Origin of the sequence: Pseudactinotalea terrae (genome assembly GCF_009733845.1) — a bacterium.
GTDB lineage: Bacteria > Actinomycetota > Actinomycetes > Actinomycetales > Beutenbergiaceae > Pseudactinotalea > Pseudactinotalea terrae.
In genome coordinates, this window is sequence record NZ_WNXZ01000001.1 from 705,061 (window position 1) to 725,573 (window position 20,513).

At 68.3% G+C, this 20,513-nt stretch carries 24 protein-coding genes; 4 read left to right on the top strand and 20 right to left on the bottom strand.

Annotated elements, in window-relative coordinates; translation table 11 throughout:
* Nucleotides 1–19 precede the first annotated feature (19 nt).
* The 3 genes from GPA03_RS03220 to GPA03_RS03230 all read right to left on the bottom strand — a co-directional run bounded on the left by GPA03_RS03220 (nucleotide 20) and on the right by GPA03_RS03230 (nucleotide 1,864).
* Nucleotides 20–346, bottom strand: a complete 327-nt coding sequence (locus GPA03_RS03220; protein WP_156250536.1) for a nuclear transport factor 2 family protein — start codon at nucleotides 344–346, stop codon at nucleotides 20–22.
* A 32-nt stretch (nucleotides 347–378) separates the two neighbouring features.
* Nucleotides 379–1,200 (bottom strand): alpha/beta fold hydrolase, encoded by an 822-nt coding sequence (locus tag GPA03_RS03225; protein ID WP_156250537.1) that lies wholly within the window; start codon nucleotides 1,198–1,200, stop codon nucleotides 379–381.
* Nucleotides 1,201–1,270: 70 nt separating this feature from the next.
* Nucleotides 1,271–1,864 carry an NAD(P)-dependent oxidoreductase gene (locus GPA03_RS03230; RefSeq protein ID WP_156250538.1) on the bottom strand — a complete coding sequence of 198 codons (594 nt, stop codon included), beginning with the start codon at nucleotides 1,862–1,864 and terminating at the stop codon, nucleotides 1,271–1,273.
* Nucleotides 1,865–1,945: 81 nt separating this feature from the next.
* On the opposite strand from GPA03_RS03230, the gene GPA03_RS22425 reads away from it, so the two are divergent.
* On the top strand, nucleotides 1,946–2,458 hold the full coding sequence (locus GPA03_RS22425; protein ID WP_162458240.1) for a DUF1905 domain-containing protein: 513 nt from the start codon (nucleotides 1,946–1,948) through the stop codon (nucleotides 2,456–2,458).
* Here GPA03_RS22425 and GPA03_RS03240 read toward each other — a convergent pair.
* From GPA03_RS03240 to GPA03_RS03255, 4 genes are all read right to left on the bottom strand, one after another.
* Nucleotides 2,446–3,345 (bottom strand): metal ABC transporter substrate-binding protein, encoded by a 900-nt coding sequence (locus tag GPA03_RS03240; RefSeq protein WP_156250539.1) that lies wholly within the window; start codon nucleotides 3,343–3,345, stop codon nucleotides 2,446–2,448. The two genes, GPA03_RS22425 and GPA03_RS03240, sit on opposite strands and share 13 nt — an antisense overlap.
* Nucleotides 3,335–4,666 (bottom strand): hypothetical protein, encoded by a 1,332-nt coding sequence (locus tag GPA03_RS03245; RefSeq protein ID WP_156250540.1) that lies wholly within the window; start codon nucleotides 4,664–4,666, stop codon nucleotides 3,335–3,337. The genes GPA03_RS03240 and GPA03_RS03245 overlap by 11 nt, the downstream gene beginning before the upstream one ends.
* Nucleotides 4,667–4,798: 132 nt before the next feature.
* The gene (locus GPA03_RS03250; protein WP_156250541.1) at nucleotides 4,799–6,019 is read right to left on the bottom strand and encodes an AI-2E family transporter; all 1,221 of its coding nucleotides are present in this window, start codon (nucleotides 6,017–6,019) and stop codon (nucleotides 4,799–4,801) included.
* Between the two features lie 115 nt (nucleotides 6,020–6,134).
* Nucleotides 6,135–7,118 carry an aldo/keto reductase gene (locus tag GPA03_RS03255; RefSeq protein WP_156250542.1) on the bottom strand — a complete coding sequence of 328 codons (984 nt, stop codon included), beginning with the start codon at nucleotides 7,116–7,118 and terminating at the stop codon, nucleotides 6,135–6,137.
* Nucleotides 7,119–7,367: 249 nt separating this feature from the next.
* Here GPA03_RS03255 and GPA03_RS03260 point away from each other — a divergent pair, with 249 nt between their 5' ends.
* Entirely contained in the window at nucleotides 7,368–7,811 is a 444-nt protein-coding gene (locus GPA03_RS03260; protein WP_206673438.1) for a DUF6653 family protein, read from the top strand.
* On the opposite strand, the gene GPA03_RS03265 is transcribed toward GPA03_RS03260, so the two are convergent.
* From GPA03_RS03265 to GPA03_RS03300, 8 genes are all read right to left on the bottom strand, one after another.
* Entirely contained in the window at nucleotides 7,792–8,202 is a 411-nt protein-coding gene (locus GPA03_RS03265; protein ID WP_338325716.1) for a GNAT family N-acetyltransferase, read from the bottom strand. The two genes, GPA03_RS03260 and GPA03_RS03265, sit on opposite strands and share 20 nt — an antisense overlap.
* 331 nt (nucleotides 8,203–8,533) lie before the next feature.
* Nucleotides 8,534–9,238: a DUF1345 domain-containing protein gene (locus GPA03_RS03270; RefSeq protein ID WP_162458241.1), complete on the bottom strand. Its 705-nt coding sequence runs from the start codon at nucleotides 9,236–9,238 to the stop codon at nucleotides 8,534–8,536.
* A gap of 612 nt (nucleotides 9,239–9,850) precedes the next feature.
* Complete coding sequence (locus GPA03_RS03275; protein WP_156250545.1) at nucleotides 9,851–10,174, bottom strand: hypothetical protein; 324 nt, start codon at nucleotides 10,172–10,174, stop codon at nucleotides 9,851–9,853.
* Nucleotides 10,175–10,291: 117 nt separating this feature from the next.
* Complete coding sequence (locus GPA03_RS03280) at nucleotides 10,292–10,510, bottom strand: hypothetical protein (RefSeq protein WP_156250546.1); 219 nt, start codon at nucleotides 10,508–10,510, stop codon at nucleotides 10,292–10,294.
* A gap of 161 nt (nucleotides 10,511–10,671) precedes the next feature.
* Nucleotides 10,672–10,836 carry a hypothetical protein gene (locus GPA03_RS03285; RefSeq protein ID WP_156250547.1) on the bottom strand — a complete coding sequence of 55 codons (165 nt, stop codon included), beginning with the start codon at nucleotides 10,834–10,836 and terminating at the stop codon, nucleotides 10,672–10,674.
* On the bottom strand, nucleotides 10,837–11,649 hold the full coding sequence (locus tag GPA03_RS03290) for a sigma-70 RNA polymerase sigma factor region 4 domain-containing protein (RefSeq protein WP_156250548.1): 813 nt from the start codon (nucleotides 11,647–11,649) through the stop codon (nucleotides 10,837–10,839).
* Nucleotides 11,650–12,074: 425 nt separating this feature from the next.
* Complete coding sequence (locus tag GPA03_RS03295; protein WP_156250549.1) at nucleotides 12,075–12,539, bottom strand: hypothetical protein; 465 nt, start codon at nucleotides 12,537–12,539, stop codon at nucleotides 12,075–12,077.
* A 230-nt stretch (nucleotides 12,540–12,769) separates the two neighbouring features.
* Nucleotides 12,770–13,288, bottom strand: coding sequence for a glycine cleavage system transcriptional repressor (locus GPA03_RS03300; protein WP_156250550.1), 519 nt, complete (start codon nucleotides 13,286–13,288; stop codon nucleotides 12,770–12,772).
* 151 nt (nucleotides 13,289–13,439) lie between these two features.
* On the opposite strand from GPA03_RS03300, the gene GPA03_RS03305 reads away from it, so the two are divergent.
* Complete coding sequence (locus GPA03_RS03305; protein ID WP_156250551.1) at nucleotides 13,440–13,964, top strand: lipocalin family protein; 525 nt, start codon at nucleotides 13,440–13,442, stop codon at nucleotides 13,962–13,964.
* Between the two features lie 28 nt (nucleotides 13,965–13,992).
* Here the strand turns inward: GPA03_RS03305 and GPA03_RS03310 are convergent, their stop codons facing one another.
* From GPA03_RS03310 to GPA03_RS03330, 5 genes are read right to left on the bottom strand one after another with little or no spacing between them, the layout of a single operon-like run.
* Nucleotides 13,993–16,350, bottom strand: a complete 2,358-nt coding sequence (locus GPA03_RS03310) for an ATP-binding cassette domain-containing protein (RefSeq protein WP_156250552.1) — start codon at nucleotides 16,348–16,350, stop codon at nucleotides 13,993–13,995.
* Nucleotides 16,347–16,817 (bottom strand): pyridoxamine 5'-phosphate oxidase family protein, encoded by a 471-nt coding sequence (locus GPA03_RS03315; protein WP_156250553.1) that lies wholly within the window; start codon nucleotides 16,815–16,817, stop codon nucleotides 16,347–16,349. Before GPA03_RS03315 ends, GPA03_RS03310 begins: the two co-directional genes overlap by 4 nt.
* Nucleotides 16,814–17,224: a VOC family protein gene (locus GPA03_RS03320; RefSeq protein WP_156250554.1), complete on the bottom strand. Its 411-nt coding sequence runs from the start codon at nucleotides 17,222–17,224 to the stop codon at nucleotides 16,814–16,816. Before GPA03_RS03320 ends, GPA03_RS03315 begins: the two co-directional genes overlap by 4 nt.
* 4 nt (nucleotides 17,225–17,228) lie before the next feature.
* A complete protein-coding gene (locus GPA03_RS03325) occupies nucleotides 17,229–17,672 on the bottom strand; it encodes a helix-turn-helix transcriptional regulator (protein WP_156250555.1) in 444 nt (147 codons plus the stop codon).
* Nucleotides 17,673–17,707: 35 nt separating this feature from the next.
* On the bottom strand, nucleotides 17,708–19,726 hold the full coding sequence (locus GPA03_RS03330) for a PhoX family protein (RefSeq protein ID WP_156250556.1): 2,019 nt from the start codon (nucleotides 19,724–19,726) through the stop codon (nucleotides 17,708–17,710).
* A gap of 198 nt (nucleotides 19,727–19,924) precedes the next feature.
* Between GPA03_RS03330 and GPA03_RS03335 the strand changes: the two genes are divergently transcribed.
* Nucleotides 19,925–20,491, top strand: a complete 567-nt coding sequence (locus GPA03_RS03335; RefSeq protein ID WP_156250557.1) for a mycothiol transferase — start codon at nucleotides 19,925–19,927, stop codon at nucleotides 20,489–20,491.
* Nucleotides 20,492–20,513: the final 22 nt, after the last annotated feature.

Consider the following 20,513-nt stretch of genomic DNA (forward strand, 5'->3'; position numbering starts at 1 on the left):
GCCTGCGGTGCCGTTGAGGTCAGTGGGACGGCGGGATCCGGAACTCGGTGATTTTGTCGCCGGCCACCGTGACGAACGCCGTGCTCTCGCCGTTGAACTTGCTGCTGCGCCACTCGAAGCCCAGCTCCGTCACCGGCCCGTCCGTCGCGGCGGTGAGCACGGTCATCGTGGCACCCGCCCCGATGGCGTCGGTCTGAGCCCAGCTCGCGACGCCCTCCGGGCCGAACAGGACTCGGCCCCAGTCGTTCACCACGCCGTCGGGTGCGAAGGCCGCGACGAACGCGGCGGTGTCACCGGTGTTGATCGCGTCGACGAGCGCATGGACGGGTGCGGGGAGGTCGGGCATGGTGGCTCCGCGGTCTCGAGGTGTGAGGGGCATCAGCGCGCGAGGAACTCCACCAGCGCGGCGTTGACGGCGTCGGCGTGGCTGACGGTCACGCCGTGCGGCCCGCCTTCGATCAGGAGCAGCTCGCTGCCCTCGACCTGCTCGTGCACCCGCTTGCCGGAGACCTCGAACGGGACGATCGCGTCACCGTCACCGTGGATCACCAGGGTAGGAACGTGGATGCGGGCGACGTCGTCGCTGAACCTGCTCGTCCACAGCGGGATGCACGCGGCCGCGGCATCGAGATCGGCCTGGGCCGCCAGTGCCAGCGCCTGCTGCCGCTGCTCCTCGGCGACCAACAGATCTCCGTCGACCGAGAAGAACGTGGTGAGGAAGTCGTCGAGGAACGACTTCCGGTCGGCTCGCAGCGCCTCTTGCATGCCACGGGCCGTGGCCATGTCGAGACCGCCGTCGGGGTTGTCGTCGCTCAGGAGCAACCAGGGTGGGATGGCGCCGATGAGGACGAGGCTGCGGAGGCGGCTCTCGCCGTGGTTCCCGACGTAGCGGACCACCTCGCCGCCACCCATCGAGAAGCCGATGAGCGTGACGTCGCTCAGGTCGAGCTCGTCGAGCAGGGCAGCCAGGTCGGCGGTCAGCAGGTCGTAGTCGTAGCCCTCGGCGCCGCTGCTGCCGGAGGAGCCGAAGCCACGACGGTCGTAGGTGATCACGCGGTGGCCGGCCTCGAGCAGTGCCGGCACGGTGCCCGCCCACGACTCGCCCGACAACGGCCAGCCATGGACCAGGACCACCGGTCGGCCTGAGCCGCCGTGGTCGGTGTAGAAGATCTCGATGCCGTCGCGAGGCAGGGTAGACATGGCGGTCCTTCCAGGAGTCGGTCGGTACCTCGACGCTATCCCTGCTGGGGCGCACCCGCCAGGGTCTCGGTCAGTTCGCCACGGTGAACCGGCTGCGCCGGTGCTGGGGGTCCGTCAGCTCGTCCCACAGAGCCACGGCGTAGTCCTCGGCCGAGATCCGCCGTCCGACCAGCTCATCGGTTCCGGTGCGGTAGGCCCCGGTCCGCTCGCCGGGGCCGATCTCGATCGCGGGGGAGAGGATCACCCAGTCGACGCCGTCGGCTGCGCCTCGGAACATCTCGAGGGCGGCCGCGGCTGACACGGCCTCGGGCTTGTAGATCTCGGGGAAGTCGGGGGACTCGAGGAGCGGGGCGCCCTCGACCAGGCTGCTGCCAGCACCGCCCACCATGGCCAGCCGGGCAGGGATCGGGCGGCTGGCAAGGCGCTGGTGGGCGTCGAGCCACGGCTGGTGGTCGCTCCCGTCGCGTGGCGGCGGCACCGAGATCACCACGGCGTCGGCTCCCTCCGCGTGCTGCGCGAGCGCATCGGTGTCGGTCAGGTCGGCCACGACATCGGCAGCACCCGGCCGCCTCGATGCCGTGACGACGTTCTGGTCGCGACGGCGACCTTCGGCGACGATCGCGGAGCCCACCATGCCGGTGGCGCCGAGGACGAGGACCTTCATGGGGATTCCTTCGATCAGGGGACGCAGACATCGAGTCCAACCCGGGTTCCGCCGTCGACATTCCTGCGCCATCCTGGGGTGATGGCCGAGATCGAGTTCACCGCCGAGGTGATCGAGTGGCGCGGCCCCGCACCCTTCTACTTCCTGACGGTCCCGGCCCGAGAGGCCGAGCGGCTGCATGCCCTCGCGCCGACGCTCACCTACGGGTGGGGCATGCTGCCGGTGACGGCCCGCATCGGTGAGGCGGAGTGGACGACGTCGCTGTGGCCGAAGGATGGCAGCTACGTGCTCCCGCTCAAGCTCAAGGCGCGTACCGCCGCCCGCTTGACGCTGGGAGACCTCGCCACCGTCACGCTGGTGACCGCCGGCGGCCCGGACACGCCGGTCGACCGTGATGCCCTGATCGCTCTGGTGGCCAGGGTGCTCGGCGAGGAGGCCGAGACCGAGGCGCAGGAGGAGTCGTGGCTGGCCGAGTTCGCACGGGCGGTCCCGCACCCGCGTGCCATCGATCTCGTGCTGTACCCCGAGGTCGAGGTGGGCGAGGGCGCCACCGCAGAGCGCATCGTGGACGTGGCGCTCTCCTACCGCGGTTGATCGCAGACGAGCCCATCCTGGAGCGCGGTCAGGTTGCTCTGCATCACCGTGAGGTAGTCCGGGTCGCTCGGCCGCTCCATCGGGTCGAGGACATCGGTGCGCAGACCGAGATCCGCGGCGAGCGTCTCGGCCACGGCCGGATCGGCCGCGGTCTCGAAGTAGATCGTGCTCACGCCGGCCTCCTCGATGATCGCCGCGAGGTCGCGCAGGCGCGCTGGTGACGGCTCGACCTCCGGATCGATCCCGGTGATGCCTTCCTGACGCAGTCCGTAGCGGGCAGCGAGGTAGCCGAACGCCTCGTGAGAGGTGACCAGGGTGGCTCCCGCACAGCCGGAGAGCGCCTCGGCGTACTCGGCGTCGAGCTGGTCGAGATCGGTCAGCAGCGCCCCGGCCCGGTCCCGGTAGTCGTCGGCGTGCTCCGGGGCGATGGTCGCGAGGGCGTCGGCGATCTGCTGGGCCGCCTCACCGAACCGGATCGGATCGAGCCAGAAGTGCGGGTCGCGACTCGGGTCGGGCGGGTTCGGCTCGCCGGAGATCGCAGCGGTGGCCGCGTCGAGGGTGTCGACGACGACCGCCGGCTCGGCCTGCTCGATCGCCTCATCGGTCGAGGGCTGCAGACCGGACACGTACACCACCAGGTCGGCGGCGGCGAGATCCGCGACCCTGGCCGGGCTGAGCTCCTGGCTGTGCGGGTCGGCACCGGGTGGGGTCAGGTTGTCCACCTGGACCTCGGGGCCGCCCACGCGTTCGACGAGGTACTCCAGCGGCGCGAACGAGACCCACACCTGCAGCCCCTCCTCGTGCGCAGGACTGCACGCGGCTGTGCCGGCAGCGAGTGCCAGCACAGCCGCGGCAGCGATCCGCCGGGAGCGAGGATCAGTGGTCATGATCCTCGTCGTCGTGACCGTCGTGATCGTGCTCGTGGTCGTCGTGACCGACCTCGCCTGCCGCCTCCGGCACGTCACCCGAGGCTCCGACCACCTCGTTGGGGACGACATCGAGGGTGGCCTCGAGCCAGATCTCCGACGTCGGGATGTCGACCGCGAGGAGCTGCTGGCCCGCCGGGTCGCTGACGTAGGCGGAACCGGCGAGCATCGTGATCGTCGGGCGTGGCTCCTGCCACTCCTGCGGCACCTGCCACTCGTCGATCACCGGGATCGTGCGCTCGACGGCCGCCTCCTCCGTGTCGATGACGTGGATGTTCCCGTCGGTCCCCAGCACCAGAGCGTGACCGTCGTCGTCACGAGCGAGCGAGCGGAAGGTGTACTCGGTGCCCAGATCGACCAGCGTGATCGCGGCGACGCGCACATCGATGAGAGCGACCTGGGTCAGCGGCCCGCCGTCCGGGTTGGCGTTGTAGTCGCCGAGCACGATGTCCGAGCCCGGCGCCGAGCGCAGGTTGCCGATGCGTCCGAAGTCGGTGGGTGCGGGCACCTTCGTGAAGCCGCCGTCGTGGTAGATCAGCGCGCCGTCCTCGCACCCGAAGACGACCGCCTCGTCCTCGGTGACGGTCTCGCCGTGGATGCCGGGGCACTCGGCCGAGCTCGCGACCTCGGCGCCGGCCGAGTCGAGGGCGACGGCGCCGGTGCGCGCGTCCGCCGTGCCCTCGGTGACGACCAGGGTGCCGTCGGTGAGCTCGATCGCGACGCCGTGGTGCGCGGTCGGGGTGGCGTGCTGGGTGCTTGACGCACCGGGGTCCGCGATGGCGGCGCTGTCGATGACCGTGATCTGGCCGGTGCCGTCGTCGAAGAGGGCCGTGCGGCCGTGATGGACCACGGCGTGCCCCGGGACCTCGGCCGGGTAGGTGAGCTCCAGGAGCGACGGCTCGGCGGCGTAGTAGTGGGCGTGGTCACCATGGGGCTCGCCCCAGCTGCCGAGGTCGAGCACCTGGAATCCGCCGGCGGTGGAGACCAGCGCATGCCGTTCGTCGCCTGCGGGGTTGAGGCGGTTGAAGCCTTCGAGCGGGATGTCGTCGATGAGCTCGAGCGAGGCTGCGTCCAGGACCTGGATCCCGCCGTCGTAGGTGAGGGCGATCCTGGGCGAGGCCGCAGCCTGCTCGGACGTGGCGCCCTCGGTCGGTGCGGGGTCGCTGGGCTCGGGCTCCTGCGCTCCTGGACTAGCGCACGCGGCGAGCGCGAGGGAGGCCGTCACCACGGAGGTGGCGGCGATCAGCGCGGGCCGGAGCCGCGCGGGGGAGTGGTTCGTCATGCGGATGTCGGCGGGCGGCGCCCGCCTGCTCCTTCCGGTGGGGATGTGGACGAGCCACACTCTAACCAGAATGAGAATCATTCGCATTACACGCCGCGCACAGCGAGACGGTCGATGGGGTAGTGGCCCGGCTCAGCCCTTGTCGTCGTGCTGAGGGGACCGCGCAGCGGCCGGTTCCGGGAGCTCAGCCTGCTCGGCGTCCTCGTCGTTCTTGTCATCGTCCTTCGCCGTGGCGGCCTGGGCGGAGGCCTCGGCATCGGGCGAGATCTCGTAGCGCTTCTTGTAGAGCTCGAAGATGGTGCTGAGGGTGGCGGCGACGGGGACGGCGAGCAGACCGCCGGCCACACCGAACAGCTGGGCGCCCAGCAGCACCGAGGCGAACGAGACGCCGGGGTGCACGTCGACGGCGCGGGAGCTGACACGGGGGTCGAGAAGCAGGTTCTCGACCTGCTGGTAGGCGATCGCGAAGGCGAGGATGAGCACGCCGTCGATCGGCTGGTCGCTCGTCAGACCCACCGCCACCGGCAGCACGACCGCGATGTAGGTACCGATCGTCGGGACGAACTGCGAGATCACACCGATCCACAGGCCCAGGGCGATCCAGTACGGCATGCCGATCGCGACCAGGAAGATGGTGTGGGCCGTGGCCGAGCAGAGCGCGAGGATGATGCGCGCGGTCACGTAGCCACCGACCTTGGTGACGAAGACGTCCCAGATGGTCAGCACCACGGACTGCCGGCTGGGGGTGAACATGCCGGCGACCCAGCTCCGAAGCGCCGGCATCGAGCCGGAGAGGTAGGACGTGAACAGCAGGACCGCGAACGCGTTGAACACGCCGCCGAAGATCGCGCCCACGGCGCTGAACACCCCGCCCGAGAACTGCGTGACGTAGCCGGCGATCTTCTCCGGCGTGAGCGAGAGCTCGTCGAGCAGGTTGCTGGTGCTGTAGTCGGTGCCGAAGGTCGAGTTGGCCCAGGCGACCGCCGCCTCGATGGCAGACGGTGCCGACTTCACGAGGTTCTGGATCTCACCGACCAGCAAACCGCCGAAGGCGGCGAGGAACCCGGCGAAGGCGAGGAACACTCCGAGCATCACGCACGCGGTCGCGAGGGGTCGCTTCATCCAGCGCGTCAGGAGCCGCACGGCGGGCTCCATGGCGACCGCGAGGAACATCGAGATGATCAGCGTGAAGATCAGGCCGCCGCCGCGGTCGACGATGAAGACGATGATGAACACGCACATCGCGACGCCGACGATCACCCACCCAGCCCGCCAGACGGACCTGGGGGAGAGCGCGACGGTCTCCGTGGGTGGCGGCGGCGGCTCAGGCTTCTGGCGCATCAGTCCGGGCATGGGGCACAGCCTGCCACCTGCACGCCCGCCCACGACGTAGGCGCGATGGCTGACTCTCCGCGCCTTCCCCTCCCGCTCTCAGCACGGGTTCGTGCAGCGGTGCACGAGATCGTGCCTACCAGCGGTGATGCACCTGCGCGCGGATGTGGGTGTCGTAGAGGTCGACGACGCCGGCGAGCGTCTCGTCGGTCAGCGGCGCCAGCTCCGCCGCCCCCGCGTTGGCGCGAGCCTGGTCCGGGTTCCGGGCGCCGGGAATCACGCTCGTGACGCCGGGTTGCTGGATGATCCAGCGCAGAGCCGTCTGGGCGGGTGTGGCGCCGGCGGGCGCGAGCTGCGCGAACTCGGTCGCAGCCTGGACACCGGTCGCGTAGTCGACGCCCGAGAACGTCTCGCCCTGGTCGAAGGCCTCGCCGTGCCGGTTGTAGGTGCGGTGGTCGTTCTCGGCGAACTGGGTCTCAGCGGTGTAGCGACCGCTGAGGAGCCCGCTCGCCAGGGGTACGCGGGCGATGATCCCGACGCCGGCCTGCTGCGCGGCGGGAAGCACCTGCTCGAGGGGCTTGAGCCGGAACGGGTTGAGGATGATCTGGACGCTGACGACGCCGGGGCGTGCGATCGCCGTCAGGGCTTCCTCGCAGGTCTCGACGCTGACGCCGTACCCAGCGACCCGGTCCTCGTCCACGAGGGTGTCGAGGGCGTCGCAGACGGCGTCGGAGGAGTAGACGGGTGTCGGCGGGCAGTGCAGCTGCACGAGATCGAGGCGGTCGACGCCGAGGTTCTCACGCGAGCGGTCGGTCCAGGAACGGAAGTTCTCGAGCGTGTACAGGCTCGGGTCGAGGGCGACACGGCGACCCATCTTGGTCGCCACCAGCACGTCGAGCTCGGGCCGGTCCCGGAGGAACGCGCCGATGAGCTGCTCGCTGCGGCCGTCGCCGTAGACGTCGGCGGTGTCGAAGAACGTGACGCCTGACTCGACGGCGGCCGTGAGCACGGCGTGCGCATCGCTCTGCGACACCTCGCCCCAGTCGGCGCCGAGCTGCCAGGTGCCCAGGCCGATCGCGGAGACATGCCCGCTGAGACGGGGGAGTGGTCGGTGGTCCATGGCTCCATCATGGTCCACCGAACGGCGACACCAGGGTGGTGCCATGCAGCTCGGGTGGCTCACGTTCACTGATGCACTTCCACCCGACACCCCCGCTGGTGATCCTCTTCCTGTGGGTCGGCGTCGCCTTCCAGGTGCTTCGTTGGCTTCACGAGTACGCACGAAAGCGCGGGTACGACCTCTGGTAGACGCCTCAGCCAACCAGCATGTCGTGGCACGCCCGCGGTCAGCAGACGAGAGGATTCGTCGATGAAGGACTGGCAGAACATCAAGCGGGCGGTGTTCGCGCGGCACAGCAACCCGTGGAGCATGTGGACGAGGTGGGCGAGCACACCGCTGATGCTCGTCCCGGTGTGGCGACGCTCCCCGCGCGACGCCGCGTTGGTCGGCCTGTGGATGGCACTCAACCCGGTGATGTTCGGCGAGCCCCCGCACGACCGGGCCTGGGCGACCCGGGCGGCGCTCGGCGAGGAGCAGTGGATTGCCGAGCGGCCGATGGACACGGCGATGGCGGTCAACGTCACCGCGACCGCCGCGTTGCTGGCCGCGATCATCGCCGCCCATCATCGCCGCGCGCTACCGGCTGCCCTGGCGACAGCAGTGCAGATGGCGCTCCTGATGGGGTACTGGGAGCTGATGGTCCGGTACTACAACAACAATGTTGACGTGGGGCCTAGATCGTGCGTCGCATGACCGTGTTCCGCAAACCCTTCGAGCGGATGAACTCGAAGCCGGCCTGCTCGTACATCGTGCGTGTTCCGTTGTAGACGAATGAGTTGCTCATCCGCTTCTCGCCTACCTCGTGGGGGTAGCCCTCGACCACGCCACCGCCCTGAGCCGCGATCAGATCGAGCGCGCCAGCCAGAGCCACCTTGGCGTAGCCCTGTCGGCGGTAGCGTTTGTCGACGAAGATGCATGTGATGCGGTAGTCGGGAATCGCATCGGCCTCGGCCAGGTACTGCTTTCCGTGATGGATGTTCGGCAGCTCGTCCGGGGTGCCGTACTCCGCCCACGCAACTGCCTCATCGCCGACCATCACGAGCGCCGCATGCGCCTGCCCGGTCTCGACCAGCTGCTTCTTCATCTTTCGACTGCCCTCGTACCCCGGCTCCCGGTCGACGCAGGAAGGGTGGAAGTAGGTGCACCAGCATCCGCCGAAGATCCCGTTGTGACGCTTCACCAGCTCGGCGAACGCCTCCCACGTGTGAGTGGTCAACGGCTGGATCGTGTGGTCATCTGTCACCATGCCTTCGCATCGTAGGCGGGAAAGCGGACGATTTGCGTCCGTATGGCGCGCGGCGAAGTACCCCAGTCGTTGAGATGCACGTCGCAACCAGTACCACCGTGGAAGCTCGTGCGGCGTACGGGTACGTCCGGCCCACGGCGCGGTGCTGTCTCGGCTGCGCCTAGAGCCCCTACGACTGCAGCGAGATGCTGATCAGCAGCGACGCGAACACAGCGATGATCGCAGTCGAGTAGGCGAACGCCAGCACGGAGTGCAGGCTCGCGAGCTTTCTGACCGAACGCTTCTCGAGCGCGACATCAGCCGAGGAGAAGGTGGTGGACAGCTGGATGGACAGGTAGAGAAAGTCGACGAAGCTGCGTGGCTCCGACCCTGGGAAGGACATCGAGTTCTCGCTCGCCCAGTTGCGCATGTACTCGAGCGACATCACGGCGAGCATGAGCACCCAGCTACCGATCACACCGACGACGCAGATCACGACGACTGCGACACCAGGCCGACCCTGCCCAGTGGCGAGCATGACGACCGAGATCACGCCGATGAGCATGACTGTGCCCGCCCAGGTGGTGGGGCTGGAGACGAAGAGCCACCGCATGAGACCGCGGTGTTCTTGCGAACGCATCAGGGACGTGCGTAGGTGCTCACCTTGGCGCGTGCGGAACGTCCACCAGCTCAGGACCAGGAACGTGGGCCCGTACAGGCCGAACATCAACGTGACCAGCAGCGGCGTCGAGGTCGCTCCCGCATCCAGCAGGTTCAGACGAACGCCCACCGAGGTGGTCGCGAAGGCAATCAGAACGGCGACGGCGGATCCGAGCGCGTGCCGCACGGTCTCACGCGTGAGCAGGGTCCGAATCCTGGCGACGGCGCGGCTCACGTGGGTTCTGAGCCGCTCGAGACGTCGGGTCACAAGAATCGCTCCTGCGGCTGAGGGGGAGGGTCGCAGCGAGTATGCCTGCTCACGGCTCGAGGCAGAGCCACGCACGAGGAGGCTCGCCGGCTCATCCGAGCGACAATCCAGGAGAGCACCTTCCCGGCGGACCTGCTCAGCCTGGTGCGATCGCTGATCCTGGCAACGGTTTCTCCGGATCGGGCACGAGGGATCGACAACCAGGGGCCGAGGCACCGACCGCAAAACCATCGTGAGTTCGGGACCGTCCTAGCCGAGCTCAGCACCTGGGCCCGCAACGCGAGCCCACGTCTGCAGAGGTCAGAGCTCGGGACGACTAGGTCGCATCTGTGCAGGTCAGAGCCTCGCTAGGGGTCGAACATGCTGGAGGTCGGCCGAGGGGCGGGTTTGACTAATCTGGAGCGATTCGCTGACCAGACTGGTGACCAGCATTATTCGGTGTGGCACTATTCGGGCGGCGGGGACGCACCAGTGGGGCATATCCCAGTCGGAGCGTCGCGGTCACATGATGATGCTGCAAGACCTCTTTGGCGTCCGCCGTGTACTGGACTCTCTGGATAGAGATGCAGTTCTACCTGCTCAGCTCTTCAGACGGCTCGGGTCAACGTCCTCGAAGCCGGAGTGGTAGCCACCGTAACCGGCGTGGCCCGGGTAGCCCGGGTAGCCAGCATAGCCCGGGTAACCCGGGTAGCCGGGATAGCCACGGTAGTTGGGGGAGGTTCGAGCGAGGAGACGATTCCCGACTACGGTTCCGAGATAGTCGCCTTCTCGGTCCACTGCGTCGTCATCGTCCCAGGGAAACCAGCCGATCCAGTTGCCGTTCTGGTCGAAGAGGAACTTGTCGTCCGCTGATCGGCGGAACGCCGCGACCTCTCCACCGCTGTTGAAATAGCAGATGCTCATCTCTACTCCTCTCCGGCCTAGCGGACCTGCGCAGACTCTCTCACATCGCACCGACACTCGACACGACAGCCTGCGTCCGGCCCTGAACGGCGGCCGGACCCAGGCTGCCGCTGGCGGTTAGCCGTTCTCGGTGACCGTGGTGCCCGGGCTGCGGCGCGCCCAGGCGGCGCTCACGTAGCGGCCGCTGATGGCGGACCGGTGCGCGGTGCCCGTGCTGCGGTTGCCACCGGCCTCGACCACTGTGGTGCGCGGGCTGCGCCGGGCCGTGGCCATCGTGACGTAGCGACCGGTGCGGGCGCTACGCGCCCGACCTCCGCTGGAGCCTCGTCGTGACATTGTCGTCGAACCTCTCGTGCGTGCGGCGACCCGGTAGGCTCCAGCGTTATCAGGGGTGGAGGGCTCTCGGGACGTACCGCGTTCTGGGGGCCCACACTCTTGTGCGGACCCATCGGCCGCGTTCGACGACCGACACCTACGGTGTAGTAGCGGAGAAGGTGTCACCCCCCAGACTTCTTGCCGCTGGTGCGCTCGATGCTCTTGGACCGTGCGACGACCCGCGCGGCGGTCTCCGCCGAGATGGTCCGGCGGGCGGCAGCCGCCTTGGGTGTGCCCAGCGAGCTGCGCTCGACCATGGTGCGGATCGATCGTCCGTTTCGGTTCATTCAGGCCTTCTTCCTGGACTTGTCTGGTGACTGACGTTGCCGGGCACGTTCGTTGGCGAGCATTCGCTCCACCGCCTTCTCGGTGACGCCGAGCTCGACCGCGATCTGCTGTTGGGTCCACTCCATGGCGGTGTAGACCATCGCCCTACGTACGTTCGGGTTCTTGATCCGGGCGAACCGGTCGTCCAGGATCAGTCGATTGATGGCTTGCCGCTCCACGTCCTGTGGACTGCCGCCGCCCAGAGCAGTCAGGAGATCTTCGTCCTCGGTGGAGGTCCAGATGCTCGAGCGACGGATCTCGCCCTCCCAGCGCTTGTAGACGTTGGCGAATCGGAACAGGCACTGCCCGATGAAGAAGGTCCGCAGCGTTGCCCCACCGTCCGGGCGCCACTTGTTGCGCATCAGCACGTCCTCGCGGAAGTGCCTCAGCGCTGCTGCGACCGTCTCGCCGCTGAGCTCGATGACCTCATCGGGACTGAACCCACGTCCGATGCTGCGCAGGCCAGCATGGAGGCCTTTCTGCTGCTTGCACTTGGCCAGGATCATGCCCTGGCGCATCCAGGCGCCGATCACTGCCAGCCCGTACCGGGACAGCTCGGTAGCGAACAGGTCGTAGTCGGCGCCCTGGTAGCCGGCAAGCGCGAGCGTGGTGACCAGGTCTGCGTCGGCGGCGAGCCGGTCCACGCGTCGCGCCTGCTCGGTCGCCTCGTCGTCGCTGGGTAACCACCACAGCGGAACGGCGCCGACCTCCCGTTGTAGGGCGCCACCGAGCCGGGCCGGGAGATCCGGCTCCGGTTCGGGCTGGAAGGCCATGGCGACTCCGTCTGGTCGGTGACGTCGGCGAGCAAGCTCTCCGACGTCTCCTCTTAAGTCGCGGCGCTGGCGCTACCCCCCAACTTTCTGCGAACTCCTTCAGCGCGACTCAAGATACGAACATGCTTACGTCTCTATGGTGCCGAACCGGCCTAGGTTCCACCAGCGCAAGCTCCCTGGAGTCGCTGTGTTAGCCGTCGTGTCGACGCCAGCGGATGGTCCGGTTCGGCGTGGTGAAGGCATGGACGGCATGACCCTCCCGCTCCTGGCGGTCGACGAGGGTGGGGCTCGGCAGGACCGCGACTTGATGGCCCAAGTCGATCGCCTGATCGCCGACAGTCACCGTGGGTGGCGAGCCCAACGTGATCGAGGCTTGCCTCCCAACTGGTGTCCTGCGGCATCGATCGAGGGTTCGACGCCGCAGGTCAGGAGGGTTGCGCTGGCCAGATCAATGGGGGAAGGGCGGAGGGTTGGAGGGGAGTCGCGATCGTGCATCCGTTGCAACGGTACGGGATTAGAATGACATAATGTCCATTATCGGCGTTGAGCCGGATCGGCCTGAAACCCGGCTCACCGGGTGGGTGGGTCGGTTCCATGCCACTCAAGACGCGGCCGGTACGTCTCGCCCGATAGTGGCGAGCACGCCGCCCAGGTTGCGTCTGCGGACGACTCCTGCGACGGGCAACGCGTTCGCGGTCGTCGGCCTCACCGTCGGGCCTGTAGACGATCTCGATGCCAAGCTCGGCACGCAGCGCTGTGGCCAGCGCTGACCCTTGCTCGACGATCTCCTTGTGCGTCTGCTCGTCGGGCCAGTGATAGGCGTGCGCCGACAGGATCTCGTCGCAGCGCGCGTTCCAGTCCCGTAAGCGCTCGCGCAGACCGTCGGACACCGGTAGCTCCGTCAGATCGAGGTTTCCCGATCTCGCTACCCGTGCGCTCCCACAGCGGCGAGGCCGTCCAACCGTGGAACAGCGCCAGACGCGTCGACCGGAACGCAGTCATGCCTGCCATCCCCCGAACATGGACGGTCGACGCCCGAAATGACATAACGCTCGCGCCAGCTCACGGCCCCGCGTCGGCGACGACTCTGCTCGTGCTCGCGGGGCGCCGCTGGCCCCGCTCACACGGTCTCTGCCAGCTCGAGGTCGACCATCAGCTCATCGGCGATCGGCTCGAGTGCGCGCCGGACCGCATCCGGGTCGGTCCCGGGAGCCAGCGTCACCACTGCTTCGGCCTCGAACAGCAAGCCGCCACCCTGGGGCGCGTTGTGCGTCCAGGAACGGAAGCTGCGGATGCTCACGTGCTGCTCGGCGAGCGCCGCGCTGACCTGTTGCACCATCCCGGGTCGGTCGAGCCCGACGAGATGGACCTGGACCTCATGACCGCCCTCTCCCCCGCTCCCGGCGGGCGTCACGTCCACCTTCCAGCCGATCTCCTCACGCAGTGCCGCGGCCGCTTCCATGAACGCCTCGACGGCCTCAGCGGGGATGTCCACCAGCACGATGCCGGCAAACTTGCCCGCCAGGCGGGCGAGCTGACTGTCGAGCCAGTTCCCGCCATGGCCCTCGACGGCTCGCGACAACGCCGACACGAGGCCTTCTCGGTCATCCCCGACAGCGGTGAGCACCAGAAGCGTCATGACGCCACGCTAGTCGAGGGCATCGACCCGTTGCCCCGCTTCCTGGGTGCACAACCCTCAAGAATGAGCAAAGCCCCGCCCCCGAGATGCTTGAGCTCACGGGTTAGTGTCGAGACCACCACGACGGCTGCACCACGAGAGAGGTCAGAGCATGAGCGACAGCAACCCCGTGACCGCCATCGATGATCTGGACCTCGACCGCTACCTGGGGCTCTGGTACGAGATCGCGCGGCTGCCGCTGCGCTACGAGGACGCCGAGGCCAGCAACGTCACCGCCCAGTACTCCCTCGACGACGGGTCCATCCGTGTGGACAACCGATGCCTCGACGCCGACGGCGAGCCCACCCAGGCGGTCGGCCGCGCCACGCCGGCGGGCGACTCCCCCGCCCAGCTCGAGGTCACGTTCCTCCCGGAGGGCCTCCGGTGGATCCCCTTCACGAAGGGCGACTACTGGGTGCTCAAGCTCGACGCCGACTACCAGCACGCCCTCGTCGGCACCCCCGACCACAAGAACCTGTGGCTCCTGGCCCGCACCCCGCACGTCGATGCCGCCGTCGAGCAGGAGTTCCTCACCGAGGCCGCGCGTCAGGGCTTCGACCTGACCGACCTGATTCGTCCGGTACAGGACGGCGGGCGCGTCACCGACGAAGCGCTCGCCTCGTCCGCGGAGAGCTGAGCCGGCCGAGGTCTAGCGCCGACCTGCCTCACGCCACGTAGTCGGCCAGGTGTTCTCCGGTCAGGGTCGCCTGCGTGGCCACCAGATCAGTTGGCGTTCCCTCGAACACCACTCGGCCGCCGTCGTGCCCAGCGCCCGGACCGAGGTCGATGATCCAGTCCGCATGGGCCATGACCGCCTGGTGGTGCTCGATCACGATCACCGACTTACCAGAATCCACCAGCCGGTCCAGCAGCCCGAGCAGCCCCTCGACATCGGCCAGGTGCAGCCCCGTGGTCGGCTCGTCGAGCACGTAGACGTCCGCGCCCTTCTCCCCCATCTGCGTCGCCAGCTTCAGCCGCTGCCGCTCACCGCCGGACAGGGTGTTGAGCGCCTGCCCGAGGGTGAGATAGCCGAGCCCGACATCCTCCAGCCGCTCCAGGATCTTCACCGCCGCCGGCGTCTTCGCATCACCGTCTGCGAAGAAGGCGTGCGCGTCGGCGACCGGGAGCTCGAGCACCTCGGCGATGTTCTTGCCACCGAATGTGTACTCGAGCACGGCAGCCTGGAACCGGCGGCCGCCGCACTCCTCGCATGTCGTCGTCACGGTCGCCATCGGACCCAGGTCGGTCTCGATGGTGCCGGCGCCGTTGCACACCGGGCACGCCCCCTCGGAGTTGGCGCTGAACAGCGCCGCCTTCACATCGTTCGCCTTCGCGAAGGCCTTCCGGATGGGCTCGAGCAGCCCGGTGTAGGTGGCGGGGTTGCTGCGCCGTGACCCCTTGATGCCGCGCTGATCGATCACGACCACGCCATCGCGATCGGCCACCGAGCCGCCGATGAGCGAGCTCTTGCCCGACCCAGCCACGCCGGTGATGGCGACCAGGACACCGAGCGGTATGTCGACGTCGACATCGCGCAGGTTGTTCGCGCTCGCTCCCCTGACCTCGATCTTCCCGACGGCGGAGCGCACCGAGTCCTTCACGCTCGCCTTGTCGTCGAGGTGCTGCCCGGTCACGGTGTCGCTGCCCCGCAGTCCTTCCAACGAGCCGGTGTACATCACCTCTCCCCCGGCGGTACCGGCGCCTGGCCCCAGGTCGATCACGTGGTCGGCGATCGCGATCGTCTCCGGTTTGTGCTCCACCACCAGCACCGTGTTGCCCTTGTCCCGCAGCTGCAGGAGCAGGTCGTTCATGCGCGCGATGTCGTGGGGGTGAAGGCCAATGGTCGGCTCGTCGAACACATACGTGACATCGGTCAGGGCCGAACCGAGGTGACGGATCATCTTCGTCCGCTGTGCCTCACCACCGGAGAGCGAACCTGAAGGGCGCTCGAGCGACAGGTAACCCAACCCGATCGACACGAACGAGTCCAGCAGGTCGCTCAATCCTTCACGTAGCGGCGCAACTGAAGGCTCATTGAGATCGCGCACCCAGTCCGCCAGATCCGTGATCTGCATCGCGCACAGGTCGGCGATGTTCTTGCCTCGGATCTTCGAGGAACGTGCCTCGGGCGCGAGCCGGGTGCCGCCGCACTCCGGGCAGGTACCGAACGTGATGGCCTTCTCTACGAACCGGCGTACGTGCGGCTGCATCGCCTCGACGTCCTTGGACAGGAACGACTTCTGGATCCGTGGGATCAGCCCCTCGAAGGTGACGTTGATGCCCTCCGCCTTGACCTTGGTGGGCTCCTTGTACAGCAGGTCGTGCAGCTGGCGCTTGGTGAACTTCTTGATCGGCTTGTCGCCAGGGAAGAACCCGGAGTTCTCGTAGATGCGCGCGTACCAGGTGCCGGGTCCATACCCGGGGATCAGGAACGCGCCCTCGGCGATCGACTTCTCCTCGTCGTACAGCGCGGTCAGGTCGAAGTCGGAGACGGAGCCGCGCCCCTCGCACTTCGGGCACATGCCGCCGAGCTGGTTGAAGCTCGCCTTCTCAGCGATCGTCTTGCCGCCGCGCTGCACCGTGATGGCACCGCTCGCGCTCACCGACGGCACGTTGAAGGAGTAGGCGTTCGGCGAGCCGATGTGAGGATCGCCCAACCTGCTGAACAGGATCCGCAGCAGCGCGTTCGCGTCCGTGACCGTGCCCACGGTCGAGCGCGGGTTCGAGCCCAGCCGTTCCTGATCCACGATGATCGCCGGCGTCAGCCCGTCCAGCACGTCCACGTCCGGACGAGCGAGCGTGGGCATGAAGCCCTGCACGAACGCGGGGTAGGTCTCGTCGATGAGCCGCTTCGACTCCGCGGCGATCGTGTCGAACACGAGCGAGCTCTTGCCCGACCCGGACACCCCGGTGAAGACCGTCAGACGACGTTTCGGGATCTCGACGTCGACATCCTTCAGGTTGTTCTCCCGGGCGCCACGGACCCGGATCAGGTCGTGGCTGTCAGCCGGCTGCCTGCTCATGCAACTCCCTCGTCGTCCCGCCAGATGCCGTCGACCATCAGGTCGCGGCCCTCGATCTCGTTCTCTTCTCGCCAAGCCTGGATCCGCTGCGGCGTGACACGGAACCACAGGTAGGGGCTCCGCAACAGCCGGGGGTCGAATCCGGCGTGCGCCGCGAACGCATCGCCCCGGGCGTCCGGTAGCTCTGCCATGGCCAGGATCTCGACGCTACCGTCGATCAGGCACACATCACGGGTATGACCCACCGCGAGGCGCACGACCGGGTTAGCCAGAAGGTTGCGCGCGGTTCGCGTGTCCGCTCCGGTCGACAGCAGCACCGTCCCGCCGTCCCAATGATGGGACAGCGGCACCAGGTACGGCAGCCCGTCGGCGCCCACTGATGCGACCCAGACGTCGACGGCGGTGCGCAGCAGATCCTCGACGGCTCGCCTGCGCTCCGCGCGAGGGCGGGCCGCCGCTGGCGTCACCTCGCCTGCTGGATACGCAGCGTGTTGCCCGCGGGGTCTCGCACCGCGCAGTCGCGCACGCCCCAGTCCTGATCGGCAGGCTCCTGCAGGATGTCGGCGCCGCCCGCTTCCAGCTTGGCGAACGTGTCCTCGAGATCCTCGCTCGCCAGCAGCATGCTCGCGAACGTCCCCTTCGCCATCATCTCGGTGATGGTGCGGCGCTCGTCGTCGGTGATCGCCGGGTCGGCGCCCGGGGGGTGCAGGACGAGGTTGACGTCGGGCTGCTCGGGCGGGCCGACCGTGATCCAGTGCATGTCGTTGTAGCCCACCTCCTGGCGGATCTCGAAGCCGAGGAGGTCCCGGTAGAACGCCTTGGCGGCGTCAGCGTCGTCGTGCGGAAGGAACGTGGTGTGCAAGGTGATAGCCATGCGCTCACGCTATGCCCGGGCCCGGAGGCCGCGCTTCTCGATTCCTGATCGGTCTGGCGACCTTCTTGACGATCATGGTCGGCAGGCCGCGCAGGTCCTCCCTGGCACGCTCGCGATACTCGCTGGGTGGCATCCCGACCAGCTCGGAGAACCGCGTGCTGAAGGTACCCAGCGAGGATCCGCCGACGGCGAAGCACACCTCGGTCACCGACAGATCGCCCCTGCGGAGCAGGGTCATCGCGCGCTCGATGCGTCTGGTCATCAGGTACGAGTACGGCGACTCGCCGAACTCCTCCTTGAACCGGCGACTCAGGTGGCCGGCGGACAGGTGCACGCCTGCTGCGAGGGCAGGCACGTCCAGCGGCTCGCGGTAGTCACGGTCGATGCGGTCGCGCACCTGGCGCAGCAGTCTCAGCTCCCGCAGGCGCGGGTCGTCCGTGCTGGCCATGAGCCGATCGTGTCATGGCCAGCACGGCACCGGGGTCAGCGGCTGCGGGTGACCTGCACCACGCTCGGGCGCGGCCCGGCGAAGTGGCCGTCGGGGACCTTCGAGCCCGCCGGCACGTAGTCCGGGAAGTACGACTGCGGTGCCTCCCAGCTGCCGTCCTCACCGGGGTGCTGCACCGCGACGAACACCGAACCATCCTTGTCGTGGATCACCGGACCGCACGTCTCGGCGCCGGCGGGCACGGCCAGGAACTGCTCGACACGGCCACGCTCCCGCCCGCTCAACGTCACCCGGTGCAGGGCGTCGTTGTAACCGATGGCTCCGGGTTGGCCGTCCGTGGAGATCCAGAGCGTCCCGGTGGAGTCGAAGGCAAGGTTGTCCGGGCAGGAGATCGGGGACACCTCACCCTGGTAGCCGCCGAAGTAGGTCCCCGCAGTGCTGGGGTCACCGCAGATGAGCAGCAGGTTCCACTCGAAGGTGGTCGCCGTGTGGTCGCCGCGGCTGGGCACGATCTCGACGATGTGGCCGTCCTTGTTGGTTGCTCGGGGGTTCGCCTCGGTCGGGCCCTCTTTGCCCTCCCTGCCCCGGTCCGAGTTGTTGGTGCATGCCACGTAGACGCGTCCGTTGACGAGGTTCGGCTCCACGTCCTCGGGCCGGTCCATCTTGGTGGGCTGGACGGCGTCCGCAGCGAGCCGTGTGTAGACGAGCACCTCCTCGAGGGTGAACCCAGGCACCATCGAGCGGCCGTCGCGCGTGAGCGGGATCCACTCCCCCGTGCCGTCGCTGACGCCGTCCTCAGCACCGTCACCAGCGAACCTCGCGACCGACAGGTCGCCGTCGCTCAGCAGTCGCAGGTTGTGCCGGCGCGCGGCACGGGACGCACCCTTGCGGTAGCGCTGCTTGGACACGAACCGGTACACGTAGTCGAACCGTTCGTCATCGCCCATGTAGGCGAACACGTGGCCGTCGCTGCTGACGACGACGTTCGCGCCCTCGTGCTTGAACCGACCCATCGCTGTGTGCTTGACCGGCGTGGAGCCGGGGTCCTCCGGGTCCACCTCGACGACCCAGCCGAACCGGTTCGGCTCGTTGACGTAGTCGGGGCTGGTGGCGTCCCACCGGGGGTCGACCGAACGCCAGTTGCGGCCGTCCGCGGCACCCAGACCATACCTGGCCTCCTCGGCCGAGCTGCCAGCGGCGAAGAAGTACTGGTTGAAGTTCTCCTCACCCGACAGGACCGTGCCCCACGGTGTTGTGCCGCCCGCGCAGTTGTTCATCGTGCCCCGCACCGTGGTCCCCGTGGGGTCCTCTGCGGTCCTCAGAAGCTCGGAGCCCGCGGCAGGGCCGTCGATCGAGAACGGTGTCTCGAGCGTGATGCGGCGGTTGAGCGGTGCTCCCAGCACGTACTCCCAGGGCTGCTGCTTGCGGCCCCGGCGCAGCTCGACGACGCTCAGCCCGTGGGCAGCCCACGCGATCCGGATAGCGGTCTCGGCGTCGAGGTCGGCAGGGAACATGATGCTCTCGTTGGTGTACTCGTGGTTGGCCACCAGCAGCGCGCGGGTCCTGGCGCCGTTGGTCGGGATGATGTCGAGGTAGTCGCAGTTGTACCCGAACTGGCCCGCCTGCGACTCGGCGCTCTGCGCCGCGCCGTCGAACGCGGGAGCACCTGTCAGGATCGGGTCACCCCATCGGATGATCGGGTTCCACGCATACCCCGACGGCACGGTGACGTCGTCGACGGTCCGGGGCACGGGGTCGATCGCCGCGAAGGCCAGCTTGCCGCCACCGCCTGCCGGCCGCGCGTGTGCCGGGTCTGCCTCCGCCACGAACGCGGTGGCGACCGCAGCCAGGCCGAGTGCGCCCGCTCCGCGCAGCAAGCTGCGACGGCTCAGGGCCGTCGAGGCGACATCACGGAAGTAGCTGGTCTCGCTGGTGTTCGGAACCGGCTTGAAGCAGGCGTCACCGCATCGCAGGTGGCACGTCACGGCACTGCGAGTGCCATGGGTGTTGCCCGCCATCGGTCGTGCACGCAACGGCAGCTGGGTGGTGGTCATGTCAGCCTCCAAGAGTCGGGAAATGCGCGAACGTGCCGACCGTAGGACTCGTCACCGCGCCGGACAGCCCGATGCGGTGAGGGGTGGATGAGGGCTTGACGAACGGTGGGCGACCGCCAGATTTCGGGATCTCCCGCTGCCCGAAATGGAGGAGGTACCCGGAAGCGGTTCGTCCGTAGCCGGTCCTACCGTGACGAGATGACTGAGACACCGCCGCCATGGGAGCCGCCGTTCAACGGCTCGGAGATCGAGCACCTTCTCGGCGCGCTCGAGCGGCAGCGCGCCACCTTCCGCTGGAAGGCCGACGGGCTCGACGAGCGCGCGCTCGCACGTACCGTCGGTGCCTCCGCTCTCACCCTCGGTGGGCTGCTCAAGCATCTTGCCTGTGTCGAGGACGAGAAGTGGGGGCAGGCACTCTCGGGCGCTCCCTACGGACCCCCGTGGGCCGGCATGGTGGCCTATCCCGGCGACCCGAAGACCTACACCTTCGACACCACCGGGCTGACGGCTGCTGAGCTGTACGCGATGTGGGACGAGTCGGTTGCCCGCGCCCGTACCCGCATCACGGACGCGATCTCGCAGGGTGGGCCGGACCAGCAGGTCGCGATGGGCGCCGACGACGGGTTCGTCGTGAGCCTGCGTCGGCTGCTCTGCGACATCATCGAGGAGTACGGCAGGCACACCGGGCACGCCGATCTGCTCCGTGAGGCGATCGACGGCCGCGTCGGGGAGGACCCACCACCGAACTGGCGACTCCCAGGCTGACCGGCCCCGGGGCTCGCGCACT